The sequence below is a fragment of the Formosa sp. Hel1_33_131 genome (assembly GCF_001735745.1).
Taxonomy (GTDB): Bacteria; Bacteroidota; Bacteroidia; order Flavobacteriales; family Flavobacteriaceae; genus Hel1-33-131.
This window is the reverse complement of the sequence record NZ_CP017260.1, coordinates 708,887-727,127: the sequence shown is the minus strand read 5'-3', so window position 1 is coordinate 727,127 and position 18,241 is coordinate 708,887. Positions and strand designations below refer to the sequence as shown.

The 18,241-nt window shown below is 34.2% G+C and carries 17 protein-coding genes; all 17 read left to right on the top strand.

Features of this window, described 5'->3' with window-relative positions; genetic code table 11:
- Positions 1 to 229 precede the first annotated feature (229 nt).
- The 17 genes from FORMB_RS03210 to FORMB_RS03130 all read left to right on the top strand — a co-directional run bounded on the left by FORMB_RS03210 (position 230) and on the right by FORMB_RS03130 (position 18,140).
- Positions 230 to 706 carry a UpxY family transcription antiterminator gene (locus tag FORMB_RS03210; RefSeq protein ID WP_069676081.1) on the top strand — a complete coding sequence of 159 codons (477 nt, stop codon included), beginning with the start codon at positions 230 to 232 and terminating at the stop codon, positions 704 to 706.
- 502 nt (positions 707 to 1,208) lie between these two features.
- Positions 1,209 to 1,445 carry a hypothetical protein gene (locus FORMB_RS13100; RefSeq protein ID WP_197493491.1) on the top strand — a complete coding sequence of 79 codons (237 nt, stop codon included), beginning with the start codon at positions 1,209 to 1,211 and terminating at the stop codon, positions 1,443 to 1,445.
- A gap of 27 nt (positions 1,446 to 1,472) precedes the next feature.
- Positions 1,473 to 2,768 carry a nucleotide sugar dehydrogenase gene (locus FORMB_RS03200; protein ID WP_069676080.1) on the top strand — a complete coding sequence of 432 codons (1,296 nt, stop codon included), beginning with the start codon at positions 1,473 to 1,475 and terminating at the stop codon, positions 2,766 to 2,768.
- On the top strand, positions 2,768 to 3,760 hold the full coding sequence (locus FORMB_RS03195; RefSeq protein WP_069676079.1) for an SDR family oxidoreductase: 993 nt from the start codon (positions 2,768 to 2,770) through the stop codon (positions 3,758 to 3,760). The genes FORMB_RS03200 and FORMB_RS03195 overlap by 1 nt, the downstream gene beginning before the upstream one ends.
- 6 nt (positions 3,761 to 3,766) lie before the next feature.
- The gene (locus FORMB_RS03190; RefSeq protein ID WP_069676078.1) at positions 3,767 to 5,158 is read left to right on the top strand and encodes a nucleotide sugar dehydrogenase; all 1,392 of its coding nucleotides are present in this window, start codon (positions 3,767 to 3,769) and stop codon (positions 5,156 to 5,158) included.
- A 1-nt stretch (position 5,159) separates the two neighbouring features.
- Positions 5,160 to 6,185, top strand: coding sequence for an NAD-dependent epimerase (locus FORMB_RS03185; protein ID WP_069677878.1), 1,026 nt, complete (start codon positions 5,160 to 5,162; stop codon positions 6,183 to 6,185).
- Positions 6,182 to 7,228: a dTDP-glucose 4,6-dehydratase gene (rfbB, locus tag FORMB_RS03180; RefSeq protein ID WP_069676077.1), complete on the top strand. Its 1,047-nt coding sequence runs from the start codon at positions 6,182 to 6,184 to the stop codon at positions 7,226 to 7,228. Before FORMB_RS03185 ends, rfbB begins: the two co-directional genes overlap by 4 nt.
- Before the next feature lies 1 nt (position 7,229).
- Positions 7,230 to 8,096, top strand: a complete 867-nt coding sequence (gene rfbA / locus FORMB_RS03175) for a glucose-1-phosphate thymidylyltransferase RfbA (protein WP_069676076.1) — start codon at positions 7,230 to 7,232, stop codon at positions 8,094 to 8,096.
- A 96-nt stretch (positions 8,097 to 8,192) separates the two neighbouring features.
- Entirely contained in the window at positions 8,193 to 9,293 is a 1,101-nt protein-coding gene (locus FORMB_RS03170; protein WP_069676075.1) for a glycosyltransferase family 4 protein, read from the top strand.
- A gap of 42 nt (positions 9,294 to 9,335) precedes the next feature.
- Complete coding sequence (wecB, locus tag FORMB_RS03165; protein ID WP_069676074.1) at positions 9,336 to 10,457, top strand: non-hydrolyzing UDP-N-acetylglucosamine 2-epimerase; 1,122 nt, start codon at positions 9,336 to 9,338, stop codon at positions 10,455 to 10,457.
- Positions 10,458 to 10,482: 25 nt separating this feature from the next.
- The gene (gene wecC / locus FORMB_RS03160; protein WP_069676073.1) at positions 10,483 to 11,694 is read left to right on the top strand and encodes a UDP-N-acetyl-D-mannosamine dehydrogenase; all 1,212 of its coding nucleotides are present in this window, start codon (positions 10,483 to 10,485) and stop codon (positions 11,692 to 11,694) included.
- 12 nt (positions 11,695 to 11,706) lie between these two features.
- Entirely contained in the window at positions 11,707 to 12,420 is a 714-nt protein-coding gene (locus FORMB_RS03155) for a GNAT family N-acetyltransferase (RefSeq protein WP_069676072.1), read from the top strand.
- Positions 12,421 to 12,440: 20 nt separating this feature from the next.
- The gene (gene rffA / locus FORMB_RS03150; protein ID WP_442856527.1) at positions 12,441 to 13,562 is read left to right on the top strand and encodes a dTDP-4-amino-4,6-dideoxygalactose transaminase; all 1,122 of its coding nucleotides are present in this window, start codon (positions 12,441 to 12,443) and stop codon (positions 13,560 to 13,562) included.
- Positions 13,549 to 14,793 (top strand): O-antigen translocase, encoded by a 1,245-nt coding sequence (locus FORMB_RS03145; RefSeq protein WP_069676070.1) that lies wholly within the window; start codon positions 13,549 to 13,551, stop codon positions 14,791 to 14,793. Before rffA ends, FORMB_RS03145 begins: the two co-directional genes overlap by 14 nt.
- Positions 14,778 to 15,863 carry a glycosyltransferase gene (locus tag FORMB_RS03140; protein WP_069676069.1) on the top strand — a complete coding sequence of 362 codons (1,086 nt, stop codon included), beginning with the start codon at positions 14,778 to 14,780 and terminating at the stop codon, positions 15,861 to 15,863. The genes FORMB_RS03145 and FORMB_RS03140 overlap by 16 nt, the downstream gene beginning before the upstream one ends.
- A gap of 83 nt (positions 15,864 to 15,946) precedes the next feature.
- Positions 15,947 to 17,092 carry an EpsG family protein gene (locus FORMB_RS13320; protein WP_069676068.1) on the top strand — a complete coding sequence of 382 codons (1,146 nt, stop codon included), beginning with the start codon at positions 15,947 to 15,949 and terminating at the stop codon, positions 17,090 to 17,092.
- A gap of 16 nt (positions 17,093 to 17,108) precedes the next feature.
- Positions 17,109 to 18,140 carry a glycosyltransferase gene (locus FORMB_RS03130; protein ID WP_069676067.1) on the top strand — a complete coding sequence of 344 codons (1,032 nt, stop codon included), beginning with the start codon at positions 17,109 to 17,111 and terminating at the stop codon, positions 18,138 to 18,140.
- Positions 18,141 to 18,241 lie beyond the last annotated feature (101 nt).

The following is an 18,241-nucleotide window of genomic DNA, read 5'->3' as shown; positions in this document are numbered from 1 at the left end:
TTAATTTAGGAATTCATTATCACGAAATTTTCACTTTAGAATTATTTTTTTTAAGAAGGTAATTTCATTTTTTTTGATATTTCAAGTAAAAAATTTGTGTGATTTTAAAATAAGTTTTATAAATTGCACAACAATTCAACACTAAGTGTTTTTAACCAATGACACTTTTTGAGATATTAATTATGTGAAGCTTAAAGCAACTGAATGCTTTTTTCTTTATGATTAATATATGCTCGAAAATAAAAACAATTGGTTCGTTTTGGTGACAAAGCCAAGAAACGAAAAAAAAGTAGAATCCAGATTAAATGAGATCGGAATTGAAGCATACTGCCCTGTACGGACAGAGTTGCGTCAGTGGAGTGACCGTAAAAAGAAAATTAAAACCCCTCTTTTGCCATCCATGTTGCTTGTTAAAATTTCTAATAATTTAAGAGATATTGTGTTTGACATCCCTCACGTCCGACGGTATTTGTTCTGGAAAGGACAACCCGCAATAGTGAGAGAAGATGAAGTAGCCGTTTTGCGAAAAGTAGCCGATCAAGAATTTTCATCCGTCACGCTTCAAAAATTTGCCCCAGGCACTAAAATAGATTTAAAACCCTTTGGTATTTCGGAATCTACAGGGACTGTAAAGTACACTTCAGGGAACCAATGCTGTGTGGTTATAGACTCATTAGGCTATATGCTTAAATTCCAATTATCATAATTTTTAACCTGATAATATCAAAATATTAATATTTTATTTTGAAATAAAAAAATAATCAAGTAAATTTATTGCTTGAAATTAATAACTGAGACCCCATCTCTATTTAGTATCTATTTTGTTACAAATTCTATGGGAGTCACAGCGGCGAAGCCGTGCTAATCAATGACAATCTGGTCATTTCACCCCACTATTAGTCCCTTTTTTCAAACGTGTTAAAATCACTTATTACATCTCGTACCAGACTTCGCATGTTGGTGAAGTTTTTTATAAATGCAGCGAACAGCGGTTATTTAAATGGGCTTGCTGTTGAGTTTGGTGAATCGACAAATGCCATCCGTAGGGAATTAAATAATTTGTCCGATGCGGGCTATTTGATTCAATGGAAAAATAAAACAAAATCTTTTATTCTGCGAATACCGACCACACGCTTTTTAAAGTCCTTCAAAAAGTCATTCATAAGCACCTCGGCCTTGAACAAATTGTTGAATCAGTTCTAACCCAAATGGGCGATGTCAGTAAAATTATTTTGATTGGCGATTATGCCTTGGGTCACGATACGGGAACCATTGAAATAATTCTAATTGGAGATAAAATTGACACTGTTTATTTAAAAAAATTGCAACGAAAATTAAAAGACATTATAGAACGAACCGTATTGTTTTATATAAATTCTCCAGTTCAGGGCGATGGAATCGAGTTATACGACAAAAATAATTCTGAATCGTCCCCAAACCATTAGAATTCTAAATCACCCACAATTTAACCTATGAATTCCCCTAAAAAAATAGCAGTCATTGGACTGGGCTATGTCGGCCTCCCACTTGCTATCGAATTTGCTAAAAAGTATCCAACCGTTGGTTTTGATATTACCATGAGGCGCATCAAAGAATTAAAAAACGCGATTGATACTACTTTAGAGGTTGATGCTGAGGTATTGTCTTCGGTTTTAGTGCCAAATTTAATGGCTTTGCAAAAGCGTTCATTTGGGTTTTTACCCTCTTTGGATCGCATGGATATTTCGGATGCGAATGTTTATATTATTACAGTTCCAACGCCAACCGACAAAAATAACCGCCCCGTTTTAACGCCTTTACTAAAGGCATCTGAAACAGTGGGTAATGTGCTTAAAAAAGGCGATATAGTGATTTATGAAAGCACCGTCTATCCGGGTGTTACTGAAGATGAATGTGTACCTGTCTTAGAAAAAACAAGTGGTTTGAAATTTAATTCAGACTTTTTTGTAGGCTATTCCCCAGAACGAATCAACCCTGGGGATAAAAAGAGAACTGTTACCAAAATTTTAAAAGTAACTTCAGGTTCAACGCCAGAATCTGCAATAGTGATTGATGAGTTATACCAATCAATTATAACCGCAGGAACGCACATGGCACCCTGTATAAAAGTAGCCGAAGCGGCCAAAGTGATTGAAAACGCACAGCGTGATATCAACATCGCATTTGTTAATGAACTGGCAAAAATATTCAACCTTTTAGATATTGATACCGAGGCAGTTCTAAAAGCAGCTGGTACCAAATGGAATTTTTTGCCTTTCAAACCCGGTTTGGTTGGCGGGCATTGTATTGGCGTTGACCCGTATTATTTAGCGCAAAAAGCACAGGAAGTCGGGTACCATCCCGAAATTATTTTGGCAGGCCGTCGCTTAAACGACTCTATGGGCGAACATGTTGCCACACAGATTTTAAAATTATTAGTAAAAAAAGACATTAAAATTAAAGGATCAAAAGTGCTTATTTTAGGGATTACGTTCAAAGAAAATTGTCCTGATGTCAGAAATACAAAAGTGGTGGATGTGATTTCTCATCTCCATAATTATGGAATGAATGTCACCATTTACGATCCTTGGGCGACTCCATCAGAAGTTCAAGAGGTTTATCAACTTGACTCAACTCAACAAATACCTAAAGAACCGTTTGATGCCATTGTACTTGCGGTATCTCATAAAGAATTTATTCAATTGGATCTGAAACCTTTACTGAAAAAGAAATCAGTGGTGTATGACGTAAAAGGAGTATTAGGGCATAAAGCAGACGCAAAATTATAATGATGTTTAAAAATTTAAAAAATAAAACGGTTTTAGTCACTGGCGGCGCTGGGTTTATAGGATCAAACTTATGTGAAGCCTTATTGAAACTCGATGTAAAAGTTCGCTGTTTGGATAATTTAGCGACGGGTTTTATGCACAATATCCAACCCTTTTTAAACCACAAGAACTTTCAGTTTATAGAAGCAGATATTAGAAATTTAGAAGCCTGTCAAAAAGCCTGTCATCAAGTTGATTGTGTGCTCCATCAAGCAGCGTTGGGTTCTGTGCCACGTTCCATCAAAGATCCAATAACAACGAATGCCGTCAATGTTGATGGATTCCTAAATATGCTCATCGCCTCCAGAGATCAACAAGTGAAACGTTTTGTATATGCCGCTAGTAGTTCTACTTATGGGGATTCTATCAAACTTCCCAAAAAAGAAGATGAAATCGGCGCACCCTTATCGCCCTATGCCATTACGAAGTATGTCAACGAATTATATGCAACCATCTTTAAAAGTAGTTTTAATTTAGACACTATCGGATTGCGGTATTTTAATGTTTTTGGAAGAAAACAAGATCCAAATGGAGCCTATGCGGCGGTCATTCCAAAATTTGTTATTCAATTGATGAATCACGAAGCACCTGTCATCAATGGAGATGGTTCAAATTCTCGGGATTTTACTTATATTGACAACGTTATAAGAATGAATCTTTTAGCGTTAACAACCAAAACAGAGTCGGCATTAAATCAAATATACAACACTGCTGTGGGCGATCGGACGACTTTAGTCCAACTTGTGCATAGTTTAAAAAAATATTTATCTAAATTTGACCCAGCGATTGCAAACGTTAAAGAGATTCATGGTCCAAACCGGTTAGGAGACATTCCTCACTCTCAGGCCTCCATTGACAAAGCAGTCAAATTATTAAATTACAAACCAACCCATAACTTCGAAAGCGGACTTAAAAACGCTGTAGAATGGTATTGGGAACAGTTTAAAAGTTAACCAAAAATGAGTATAAGTACAATTTGTTGTATTGGAGCAGGCTATGTAGGTGGGCCAACAATGTCGGTCATTGCCCAAAAAAATCCTTCTATAAAAGTGATTGTAGTGGATATGAATCAAGCGCGTATTGATGCTTGGAATTCAGAAGATTTAGACAAACTTCCTATTTTTGAACCTGGACTAGACGCCGTAGTTGCAGAAGCGCGTGGTCGAAATTTGTTTTTCTCGACAGATGTTGAAGGGGCGATTCACGAAGCAGATATGATTTTTATATCGGTCAATACCCCCACAAAAACTTATGGTGCAGGAAAAGGTATGGCAGCAGATTTACAATATGTAGAGCTCTGTGCGCGTCAAATCGCTAAAATAGCAACCTCTGATAAAATTGTTGTTGAAAAATCGACCTTACCTGTAAAAACAGCCGAGGCGATTAAAGACATCTTAGAAAATACAGGAACGGGGGTTAATTTTGAAATACTCTCCAACCCAGAGTTTTTAGCGGAAGGCACCGCAGTTCAAGATTTGGAAGCACCGGACCGTGTTTTGATCGGAGGCGACCAAACGGAAAGTGGACTCAAAGCCATTGAGGCCTTGGTAAATATTTATGCGACTTGGGTTCCAAAAAATCAAATTATCACTACAAATCTATGGTCCTCAGAGTTGTCAAAATTGACGGCAAATGCATTTTTAGCACAGCGTGTCTCTTCTATTAATGCTTTGACGGAACTTTGTGAATCGACTGGCGCTAATATTGACGATGTTGCCAAAGCGATTGGAACGGATTCACGGATCGGTCCGAAATTCTTAAAAGCTTCTGTAGGATTTGGAGGCTCTTGTTTTCAAAAAGACATTTTAAATTTAGTATATATATGTAAATCCTTAGGGTTGGACGAAGCTGCTAATTATTGGGAGCAAGTCATCATCATGAACAACCATCAACGCAGTCGGTTTGCACAGCAAATAGTCACCTCTTTATACGGGACTGTTGCAGGGAAAAAAATCGGGTTTTTAGGATGGGCTTTTAAGAAAGACACCAATGATACCAGAGAATCTGCAGCGATTTATATTGCCGATAAGCTGATTGAAGAGCAAGCACACATACAAGTCTATGACCCGAAAGTAACTGCAGTTCAAATGCATTCTGATTTGAATGGATTAAACAGCAGAACAGAAACAGAAAACAGTCAGTTTTTAGATATTCATAACAATCCATATACAGCCTTAGAAGGTGCGCATGCACTGGCGGTGATTACAGAATGGGATGAATTTAAAACCTATGATTGGCAAAAAATTTACGATGGTATGCTCAAACCAGCTTTTATTTTTGATGGTCGTAATATTTTAGACCAAGCAGCGCTTGAAACAATTGGATTCACTTACAAAGCAATTGGAAGATAATATGAGTTCACAAACAATCTTAGTTACTGGTGCGGCGGGTTTTATTGGATTTCACCTCTGTGAACGCCTTCTGAAGCAAGGACACCGTGTGGTTGGATTGGATAATATAAATGATTATTACAACGTCGAACTGAAATATGGTCGACTCAAAGAATTGGGAATCCATCGGTCAGATGCTGAGCATTTTGACACCGTTGTTTCAAGCGCTGTTTATGGAGATCAATTTCAATTCATTCGTTTAAACCTTGAAGACCGAAAGGCTTTACCCAAGCTATTTAAAACCTATCAATTTGAGAGTGTTTGTAACTTGGCAGCTCAAGCAGGTGTGCGTTATTCGATTGAAAATCCAGAAGCCTATATTGACAGTAATGTATCTGGATTTCTTAATATTTTAGAATGTTGTCGACATCATAAAGTGCCTCGCTTAGTGTATGCGAGCAGCTCAAGTGTGTATGGAAATAGTGAGGCGGTTCCTTTTGAAGAAACTGCTGTGGTAGATCAGCCAATTAGTTTGTATGCGGCCACCAAAAAATCCAATGAGTTGATGGCACATACCTACAGCCATCTTTACAACATTGAAACGATTGGATTGCGATTTTTCACAGTCTATGGTCCTTGGGGACGTCCAGATATGGCCTTGTTCCTGTTCACAGAAGCCATTTTAAATAACCAACCGATTAAGGTTTTTAATGAGGGTAACCTCTCTCGAGATTTCACATACATCGATGATATTATTGAAGGGGTTGAAAATACACTTTTAAAGAGCTTTAAAGAAAAGGAGTTATACAAATTATATAATATTGGTAACAGTCAGCCCGTGCAGCTTTTAGATTTTATTGAAGCGATTGAAAAAAGCACAGGCAAAACAACGGAACGTATAATGATGCCAATGCAAGCGGGGGATGTAAATCAGACCTGGGCAAATGTAGAGCATCTAAAAACCGACTATGACTACCAACCTTCCACACCCTTAGAAACTGGCGTAGAAGCTTTCGTTGAGTGGTATAAGACTTATTATAATAAATGAAAAAGATATTAATCACAGGTGGTGCAGGATTTATAGGCTCTCATGTCGTAAGACAATTTGTGACCGCCTATCCGAATTACCATGTTTTTAATTTAGATGCATTAACCTACGCAGGGAATTTAGAAAACCTTGCAGATATTGAAGCCCAAAACAATTACACTTTTTTAAAAGGCGATATTTGTGATGAAGATTTCATTAATACGCTTTTTGAAACCCATCAATTTCAAGGAGTGATTCATTTGGCAGCAGAATCGCATGTAGACCGGTCTATAAAAGATCCGTTGGCATTTGCCAAAACAAATATTTTAGGAACGATGATTTTATTAAATGCGTTCAAAAATTTATGGCAATCCAACTGGGAAGGAAAGCGATTTTATCACATCAGTACCGATGAGGTTTATGGCAGCTTAGGAGCGACTGGCTTGTTTGAAGAGTCAACGGCTTACGATCCCAACTCCCCTTATTCGGCATCTAAAGCGAGCTCCGATCATTTTGTGAGAGCTTATGGCGAAACATACGGATTGCCGTATGTGATTTCCAATTGTTCTAACAATTATGGAGCGTATCAATTTCCAGAAAAATTGATTCCTTTATTTATAAATAATATCATTCAAAATCAAGCCTTGCCTGTGTATGGCGATGGGAATTATACCCGCGATTGGCTGTATGTCATCGATCATGCCTTGGCCATTGATTTGGTATTTCATAAAGGTAATAATCATGAAACTTACAATATTGGAGGGTTCAATGAATGGAAAAATATTGATTTAGTAAAACTCCTTTGTCAGCAAATGGATGTAAAACTAAATAGAACCAAAGGGAGTAGTGAAGCACTCATCTCTTATGTAAAAGACCGTCCCGGACATGATTTACGCTATGCGATTGATGCGACTAAAATTCAAAAAGAATTGGGATGGAATCCTTCGGTTACTTTTGAAGAAGGACTGTCTAAAACCATTGATTGGTATTTAGAAAATACGAAATGGCTCGATCATATTACTTCGGGAGATTATATAAATTATTACAAACAACAATACAGCTAAGATGAAGGGAATTATACTTGCAGGAGGCTCAGGAACACGTTTACATCCATTAACGTTAAGTGTTAGTAAACAATTGTTGCCTGTGTATGACAAGCCAATGATTTACTATCCGTTGTCTGTATTAATGATTGCAGGGATTAAGGAGATTCTGATTATTTCTACCCCACACGATTTACCTAATTTTAAGCAATTGCTTGGCGATGGTTCTAATTTTGGAATTTCACTTTCTTATGAAGAACAACCGTCCCCCGATGGATTGGCACAAGCCTTTATCATTGGTGAAAAATTTATTGGCACCGACGCTGTGTGTATGGTGTTAGGAGATAATATTTTTTACGGAGCTGGACTTCAAAACCTTTTAAATTCTGCAGTAGAAACCGTTAAAAAAGATCAAAAAGCAGTGGTGTTTGGAAGTTATGTCAAAGATCCAGAACGTTATGGTGTTGCTGAATTTGATGCCGACAATAATGTGGTGAGTATTGAAGAAAAGCCTTTAGAACCAAAATCCAATTATGCAGTAGTAGGATTGTATTTTTATCCGAATTCTGTGATTCAAATTGCCAAAAAAATTGAACCGTCCAAAAGAGGTGAGTTAGAAATTACCTCGGTGAATGAAGCTTATTTACAGCAAGAGAATTTAAAAATGGAGATTCTGAGCCGTGGTTTTGCATGGCTTGACACTGGTACACACGAAGCCTTGGCAGAAGCGACCGAGTTTGTAAAAACCATAGAAAAACGAACGGGTCAAAAAATAGCCTGCCCCGAAGAAATTGCCTTAAATAACGATTGGATCTCAAAGCCCGATTTATCCCAACGCATAGCCAATCTGAAAGGCGATTATTATGCGTATTTGAAGGGGTTTATTTAAACACTTTCATACTTAGGTTTAAATTTAATAATACAATATTTTTTTTCAATTGATTAAACTATTGTTTCAATCACATATAAATTGCTTTCACAAAGGATGAAAATAGTTTTTTCATCGAGTGTGGCATGGTATGTTTTTAATTTCAGATTAGAGCTACTTAAATCGTTGCAAAGCGATGGACATGAAATCTATACAGTTGCTACTTCTGATAATTATGCTCAAAAGCTTGTAGCATCAGGGGTTATGTTTGTTCCTTTAAAAGTTAATAATAATAAAACAAACCCACTCCAAGATATTTTATTGATTTTTAGGTATTATAAAATTTATAAATCAATCAAACCAGATTTAATCTGTCATAACACGATTAAACCTAATATTTATGGAACCTTAGCTGCTAAGATGCTCAGTATCCCAGTTGTAAATAATATATCAGGTTTAGGCACACTTTTTATCAAAAGGTCCTTTTTAACCACTATTGCAATTCAGTTGTATAAATTTTCTCAAAAATTCGCGAAAATAATTTTTTTTCAAAACAAACACGATCAAAAATTATTTATCGATCAGCAAATCGTTTCTGCTGATAAAGCTCGAATCATAAATGGTTGTGGAGTTGATATCTCTAAATTTAAAAATAGTCATAAATATCGCTCAAAAAATTTCACATTCCTCTTTGTAGGACGCCTTCTAAAGGACAAAGGGATTCTTGAATTTGTTGAAGCTGCAAAACTTATAAAACTAAAGCACCCTAAGGTAAGGTTTCAGGTATTGGGGGCTTTTTGCCCACAAAACACGTCGGCGATTCAAAAGGATGAAATGAATGGCTGGGTTGCTGATGAAATTATCAACTATTTAGGGTTTACAGATCAAGTGAAAACTGTCATGGAAAATTCTGATTGTTTGGTGCTTCCTTCTTACAGAGAAGGACTGTCTAAAGCACTTATTGAAGGTTCGAGTATGTCCTTGCCAATTATTACCACGGATACTCCAGGGTGCAAAGATGTTATCGTAGATGATGAAACCGGTTTTTTATGTCAGGTGAAGGATTCTAATGATTTGTTTCTGAAAATGGAAAAAATGTTAAGCTTAAGCCCTGAACAACGGATTAAAATGGGGGAGTCTGGTAGAAGAAGGGCCGAATCACTTTTTGATATTAAAGATATTATTAGCGCATATAAGAATGCTATAACGTCTATTTAAAATACCGAATCCACATTAATCAATTTTAAATTTCTTACCCAAATGAAACATGTTTTGATCGTTTTTGGCACCCGCCCAGAAGCCATAAAAATGGCACCCCTAGTTAAAGAGTTTTACAAATACCCTAGGTTTTTCAATACCAAAGTTTGTGTGACCGCTCAACATCGTGAAATGTTGGATCAAGTATTGAATTTTTTTAACATCACACCGGATTATGACCTTGACCTCATGAAAAAAGGTCAAAACTTATATGGTTTAACTGCGGACATCATTACAAATATGAAAGCTGTTCTGGATGATTTTAAACCTGATTATGTGTTTGTTCATGGAGATACCACGACGACTATGGCAGGGAGTCTCGCTTCGTTTTATAGTGGAGCCAAAGTTTGTCATGTGGAAGCTGGCCTTAGAACGCACAATAAATATGCTCCTTTCCCAGAAGAAATGAATCGGCAAATTACGGGACGTATATGTGATTATCATTTTGCACCTACTCCGACTTCTAAGTTAAATTTGTTGGCTGAAAATATACAAGAAAAAACAATTTTAGTGACAGGAAATACTGTGATTGATGCGTTATTGGAAAGTGTAGAGCGTGTTAAAGAAAATCCGAGTGCTTTGATTCAAAAACTATCAAAAACGATTGGACAAAAGGAACTGATTTTAGTAACCTGTCATAGAAGAGAGAATCATGGTGATGGATTTGTTAGAATTTGTGAAGCTTTAAAAGCAATTGCTAAAGATGATTCTGATAGAGTTATTGTTTACCCCGTTCACTTAAATCCAAATGTTCAAGAGCCTGTAAAACGAATTTTATCCCATGTTGATAATATTCTACTTATAGATCCACTCGCTTATGAAGATTTTATTTGGATGATGAATCGTTCTAAATTAATAATTACAGATAGTGGAGGAATACAAGAAGAAGCCCCCAGTCTTGGTAAGCCAGTGTTAGTGCTGCGAGATACAACTGAGCGTCCTGAAGCTGTTGAACAGGGTACGGTATGTTTGGTAGGAACAAATAAAAACCTTATAGTTAAAGAAACATTAGACCTTTTAAATAATATTACACGTTTTGAATCCATGAGCCGACTGCACAATCCTTATGGCGATGGAAAAACTAGTGAGCGAATTGTGAAATTTATTACGCAGTTACCAAATTAATTAATAAAACAATCCCTAAAGACAAATGAATAACCCAGAAGTTGTTATGATTGGATTAGGCTATATTGGCTTACCTACAGCAGCCTTAATAGCCTCAAACTCGGTATATGTGTACGGAGTAGATGTCAATCCAAAAGTAGTTGAAACCATTAACCAAGGAAAGGTCCATATTGTTGAACCAGAATTAGATTATGCCGTCGCCAAAGCTGTTGAAGGCGGTTATCTTAATGCATCTGAAACTCCAGTAGAAGCGTGCACTTATATTATTGTTGTGCCCACTCCTTTTAAAGCCAAAAATGAGCCAGACACTTCTTATGTTGAAGCAGCGACTAGAGGGTTAATACAATTATTCAAAGAAGGTGATTTGTATATTATTGAATCTACTTCACCTGTTGGGACTACCGAAAAAATGATGTCGCTTATTTATAGAGAACGTCCAGAATTAAAAGATAAATTGCACATTGCCTATTGCCCAGAGCGAGTGTTGCCAGGAAATGTAATGTATGAGTTGGTACACAATGATAGAGTAATCGGTGGTGTCAATGAAGCTTCTACACAAAAAGCAATCGCTTTTTATCAAAAGTATATAAAAGGGGCGTTACACCCTACGAATGCTCGAACCGCAGAAATGTGTAAGCTCGTCGAAAATTCTTCGAGAGATGTGCAAATTGCTTTTGCGAATGAGTTATCTCTTATTTGTGATAAAGCAGATATTGATGTTTGGGAGCTCATAACTTTAGCCAATAAACACCCCAGAGTTCAAATATTACAACCAGGTTGTGGAGTAGGGGGCCATTGCATAGCTGTAGATCCTTATTTTATTGTGTCTGATTTTCCAATGGAATCCAAGATTATAGGTGCTGCTCGAGAAATTAATAATTACAAGTCATTTTGGTGTGTCGAAAAAATAGAGAATGCTAAATTACAATTCGAACTACGATACAAACGAAAGCCAAAAACGGCTATTATGGGCCTAGCTTTTAAACCTAATATTGATGATCTCAGAGAATCACCTGCCAAATATATTGCACAAAAAATATTACAAAACGCACAGAATCAGGTTCATTTTATTGTAGAACCTAATATTGAATCTTACCCCAGTTTTAAATTAACAGACTATAAAATTGCAGTGGAACAAGCTGATATTATTGCGTTTTTGGTAGCTCACGATGCGTTTAAAACCATCACATTATCAGACGACAAAGTCGTTTTAGATTTCTGTGGGATATTAAAATAATTTATAAAATAAATGAAGGAACAATATACAATAGAAAGGCTTGATTGGGATTCTGAGTTTTTTGGATATAAAGTAGGGAAAATAACAATAAATGATTCATTGAGTTTTGATAACTCCAGTTTTATAGATGCTGCCAAAAATTACAAATTGGTCTATGTTATGTCTGAGAATGAAATTTTTGATGCTCCATTTAAATTTGTTGATAAAAAAATCACATTCAGTCAAACAATAGGAAACAGAGAATTAATTCAAAGAGACTTTGATTTCATAAGATCATTTAATCCGTTAACTGACAGTTTATCAGAATTAGTGCATTTAGCATACGAAAGTGGTGAGTATTCTAGGTTTAATATTGATAGTAATTTTTCTAACAATGAATTTAAGAGACTATATAAAGAATGGCTAATCAAATCTGTAAATAACTCTATCGATTATGATGTTTATGTCTACATAGGCGATTCAAATAAAATAATTGGTTTTATTTCATTAGCAGTACAGAGAAAAGGAGTGTCTGAAATAGTGTTGATAGCTGTAGCAGGTTCTGAAAGAGGCAAAGGGATTGCTCGAAAATTAGTAAATAAAGCAATCAATCAAACAAAACTAAACAACTTTAAAAAAATTGAAGTTGTTACTCAGGGAATTAACACGCCTGCGCTAAGCTTATACACTAACACCGGATTTAAAACAACAACAACAATATATATATATCATTACTGGACCCCATGATACCATTTAACAAACCCTACTTGACTGGCAAAGAAATAGAGTATATTTCTGATTTACTGAATTTAAATAAATTATCAGGAAACGGTTACTATACTCAAAAATGTCACGATTTTTTTGAAACTACTTATGGTTTTAATAAATGTTTATTGACAACTTCATGCACAGATGCATTGGAAATGGCTGCAATTTTAGTTGACATTCAACCTGGTGATGAGGTGATAATGCCTTCTTATACGTTTGTTTCTACAGCGAATGCATTTGTTCTTAGAGGTGCCAAAATAATATTTGTAGATAGTAGAAGTGATCATCCTGGAATGGATGAACACGCAATTGAAAAATTGATAACTCCTAGAACCAAAGTGATAGTGCCAGTTCATTATGCAGGTGTTGCCTGCAACATGGATAAGATTATGGAAATAGCGGATACGTATAACCTTTTTGTTATCGAAGATGCAGCCCAAGCTATTGATAGCTATTACATTGGCAATGATGGTAAGAAAAGAATTTTAGGAAGTATAGGTCATTTAAGCGCTTTTTCTTTTCATGAAACCAAAAATATAATTTCGGGCGAAGGAGGGATGTTGGTAATAAATGAAGACCGTTTTAAAACGAGAGCAGAAGTTATTTGGGAAAAAGGAACAAATAGAGCCTCTTTTTTTAGAGGAGAAGTAGATAAATATGGTTGGGTAGATTTAGGGAGTTCATTTCTTCCTTCGGAGATAATCGCTAGTTTTTTATTCGCTCAGTTGGAAAGTTTAGATGAAATTCAAAATAAAAGACTAGTAATATGGAATTATTATAATACCTCTTTAGAATCAGTGAATACATACGGTATCAAAACGCCTTTTTTTCCTTCCTATTCAACTAATAATGCTCATATGTATTATTTGGTGATGCCCGATATTAAAACTAGAACTAAATTTATTGATTATTTGAAACAAAATGGAGTTCATTCGGTATTTCATTATTTGTCATTACATAAAAGCCCTTTTTATCACAAGAAATATAAAGGGGAGAAACTGAAATTTACAGAAAATTACGCAAACAAATTAGTGAGATTACCTCTATACGCCTCTTTATCTGAGCAGGAATTAAATAAAATAACCCAAACTATTCTAACATTTTGTAATGAATTTTGTTAATTCTTCATTGTTTACTGGGATTTCTACTTTAATTCGAGTGATTAGTAATATTGTCATTACTAAAGTAATAGCCATATCTTTAGGGCCTTCAGGAATGGTTTTGTTAGGGCAAATCAATAATTTAGTTAGTTTTGTAAGAACACTTAGTACTGGAGGTGTACAACAAGGTATCGTTAAACTTGTTGCAGAAAGTGAAAACAATAATCAACAGATGCCAATTAATGCCTCTGTTCAGATTTCACTGTTTTCATCTTTTACTTGTGGACTTTTTCTTATTGTTTTTAGAGAACAATTAGGGATGTATATTTTCTTTACTCTTGACTATAACTATTTGTTTTTTATTATTGCGGCTGCAATTATTCCTTACGCAATTAATATAATTTTTGTATCCGTTTTAAATGGAATGCGGCAATTAAAGTTATTTGTAGTTGCTAATATTATTTCTAATATATTAGGTTTAATAATCAGTTTATTATTTATATATTTTTTCAAAGTGGAGGGGTTATTAATTGCCTTTTCCATAAACCAATCCATAGCTATCATTAGTACTTTATATTTAATTAGAAATCAAAACTGGTGGAAATCAATATTTCGGCTTGTCATAATAGATAAAATATATTTTAAAAAACTATTTAGCTATTCTGTGATGGCACTTGTAAGTGCCTCAACCGTCCCCGTTGCTTATATTATTATTCGTACACTAGTAATCACAGAAATCGGAGAAGTGCAAGCAGGGCACTGGGAAGCGTTAATCAGAGTGTCTTCTGTTCTTGTAATGGTTATGGCGACATCTTATAGTACCTATCTATTGCCTACCCTTTCATCAATTAAAAAAGAAGATTTACGAAAAGAATTATATAAAATATATAAGATAGTAATTCCAATAGCAATTATTTTCCCATTACTTATATTCATTCTCAAAGACTATGTGGTTTTGTTTTTATATTCTGAAGAGTTTATTAAAGTTGTTTCATTATTTAAGTATCAACTTATAGGAGATGGATTTAGAATAATCAGCTATGTTACCGGTTTTTTGATACTAGCTAAGTCACATGTAAAACTATATGTTATGAATGAATTAATTCAGTTTATACTTTATGTCGGATTGTCAACGATTCTGATAAAAAAAATCGGATTAGAAGGCGTTACTTTAGCTTATATGCTCACTGCGATGACTTGTTTACTATTTCAATTAATCGTTTTCAGAAAAATATTATGGGTAAAAAACTAAATATACTATTATTAGGAGAGTATAGTAACTATCATAACAATTTGGCAAAAGGATTAAAACATCTTAATCATAACGTTGTCTTAGCCAATGCTGGTGATCATTATAAAAATTTTTATAGAGACATTGATTTATCCTATCAATCCAACAACAAATTTCTAACAAATATAAAACGAATCTGGATAGAAAACACAAAAATCAATTCATTTAAAGATTTTGATATTATTCAGATTATAAACCCAAACGTATTCTCTAGGTTTGGAAATAATATTCAATTATTTAAAAAACTGATTTTTAATAATAAAAAAGTTTTTTTAAGTGCAGTTGGAGATGATTATTTTTGGTGGAAAGCTTACAGGGAAGGGAAATTTAATAAATCTCCTCATGGAGGTGCTTTAAAAGATGAGAAAAAGACAAAGTCTATATGGGAAACCTCAAATAGTTTTATTGATGCAAATCGGTTTTTAGCAGAAAACGTGCATGGAATTATCCCAGGAAGTTTATCATATGAAATACCTTACAAACATTTTTCTAATTGTAGGAAAGTTATATTACAACCAATTAATACGGAAGAGTACAACTCTTTGGAGAATACTCTAAAAGATAAGATAATCTTCTATCATGGAGCACAATTAGGTAGATATGGTTTTAAAGGAACAAATGCTATTGATAAGGCTATGAATACAATGGTATCAAAATATCCTTCAGACCTTACATATTTAAGAACGGATAGTTTGCCCTACAATAAATATATCCAGATAATAAACAAAACAAATATTTTAATTGATCAAACTAATTTTATTGAACCTACAATGAATGCTTTGATAAGTATGTTAATGGGTAAAGTAGTCATGGGCGGTTGTGAAGATGTGTTTTTAAAAACACACAAATTAAAACAGACTCCCTTAATAAACATCACCAATGATGCCAATCAAATATATAGTCAAGTAGAATGGATATTAGACAATAAAGAGGAAGTTATGAAGCTATCTATTACTGGGCGTGAGTATGTAAAAAATAATCATGACACCATTCATATTGCTCAGAAATTCTTACAGGAGTGGAGTTATTAATAACCTCATTTCTCAATCTATAATTTTAAACGAAAATAAGATAAATATTTGAAGTCGATGACATTTAAGAACCTGCCTTACTAATGGAGTATTTTTATGTTTTCACATTAATTTCTGTTTTTTTATTTTTTATAAATAAGAAGCGGGCTATTTATTTTATAATTATAGGATGTGTATTTTTCTTGTACTATTTGCCATCCATCGGTTATTTTGGACCTGATTATTTGGGATATCAAACCACCTACATTAACGCCTTTAAGATTGAGGCGTTTCCATGGGTAAACACTGCTGCTCAAATTGATTCCGAACCGTTTTATTTGTGGTATAGTTCTTTGGTTTCAGCCTATTCTAACTTGGATTTTTCATTTTACTTGATATTTAATTTTTTGCTCTGCGTGGCCATTTCTGTTTTCATGCTAAGAAGCTTTAACGTTGATTATAAATATTTTTTTTGGATCATGATTTTGCCAGTTATTTTCCCTACTATTTTTTATTTTTTATTAAGATCGTCACTGTCTTACTTTTTAGTAGCGCTAGGTTTTTTTAGTTTATTAAATCCAAATAAGAAAAAAGCTATTTTTTTTGCGGTACTATTCTCTTTCTTGGGCTTCAATTTACATTCACAGTATATTTTAATGACACTCTTGTTTTTAGGAATTTTTTCCGTGTTAAGATTTGAAACTTTTACAGATTATTATTTGGGATTAAAAATAATCATATCATCGGCATTTGTTTTAATTTTTGTGATGCTAGCACTTAGATCATATACTAATGAACTAGCCTCACTATTGAGTTTTTTACCTTCTAGCGATGTTATTTCAGTAAAAATTGAACACCTTATAAACGAGGACGAAAGAGCCGTGAGACTAACAGCCCTATTATCCATTTTGATATATCCTGTAATGGCATTTCAGGTCTTAAGGAAAACCTATAAGTCCCCTGTATTGTATTTTTTGAATGACAAATTAAAGGAACGTAAGTTTTTGTTGCTGATGCTCGCTATTATCCTTTATGGAGCTGCGATTAATATTGCTTATTTTGATACCTCATTAGTAGCAGGACGTTTAAGTCGATTTTCAGATTATTTAGGAATATGCTTACTCATGCCAATGTATTTAAAAACATGTATTGGATATAAAACAGAGTATTTGGCCCTTATGATAATTACGCTGTTAGCTCCAATTTTATATGCTGCAGTGTACATGGATATTGTATGGGGTGTTTTTTAATTTTAATTAAAGTTCAATGATATTTATAGCAGGAATTAATCTAAATAAAATAGCTAGAGGAGGTGAAGAAGCTAAAAACCAACAAATTGTAAATTACTTTTTCAGAAACAATATCAATGCCGATATTATTGACACCCACCAATGGAAAAAACGATTTTTAAGTATTGGTTTTCAGCTTATAAAATATGTTTTGTTTTCAAAAAATCAACAAATATATCTTTCCCTGTCCTATCAAAGTACTCTGAGTTTATTAAAAATTTTCAAGCTATTTAGGGTCTCTTCAAAAAACAACATTTATTTTTTTGTAGTTGGGGGGATCTTTCACAAATGGCTCGAAAAAAATCAAAATCAGTTAGCACTTTTTAGATCTCTTAAAGCTATTTATCCGGAATCTAACCAAATGGTCGATGGACTGGGGCGCTTGGGATTAAATAATGTGACTCAAATATCAAATATCAAATATATTCCAAAACTTGTTATTGATAAAAATTACAGTATTATAAAATTTGTATTTCTTTCTAGAATTACACCTACAAAAGGGATAAACTTAATTATTGAGGCTGTAAAACAGCTAAACTTGGAAGGGTTTCAAAAACGGTTTGAGGTTTCTTTTTATGGTAATTTTGATGATAGTGTTGAAACAGGATATGAAGCCATTTTTAAAACTCTAATTTCAAAAGTTGAAAATATCAAATATAAAGGATTCTTACAGTTGCAAAACCTAAATAATTATGAAATACTGTCTCAGTATAATGCTATGCTTTTTCCCACTTTTTGGAAAAGTGAAGGCTATGCTGGAGTGTTGATTGATGCATTTATTTCGGCTCTTCCTGTGATTGCTAGTGATTGGAATCATAACAAAGAAATTATACATCACAATATTAATGGAATTTTGATTTCTCCGAAAAACCATGAAAGTTTATCAGAAGCCATGAGGAAACTAATAGAAAACTTACCTTTTTTAAAACAACTTGAAAAGGGTGCTGTTAAAAGTGTAGGCTCGTATGATATTGATAAGGTTTTTGCGGATTTTTTTAAACTAAAATAATTTCACAAAGTTAGTTAGATTGGAAGCACCAGGTTTTATAATCGAGATGAACATAATAGGTGCAACTGCTAAAAGGTATATCGTTATACAAAAAGAGATGA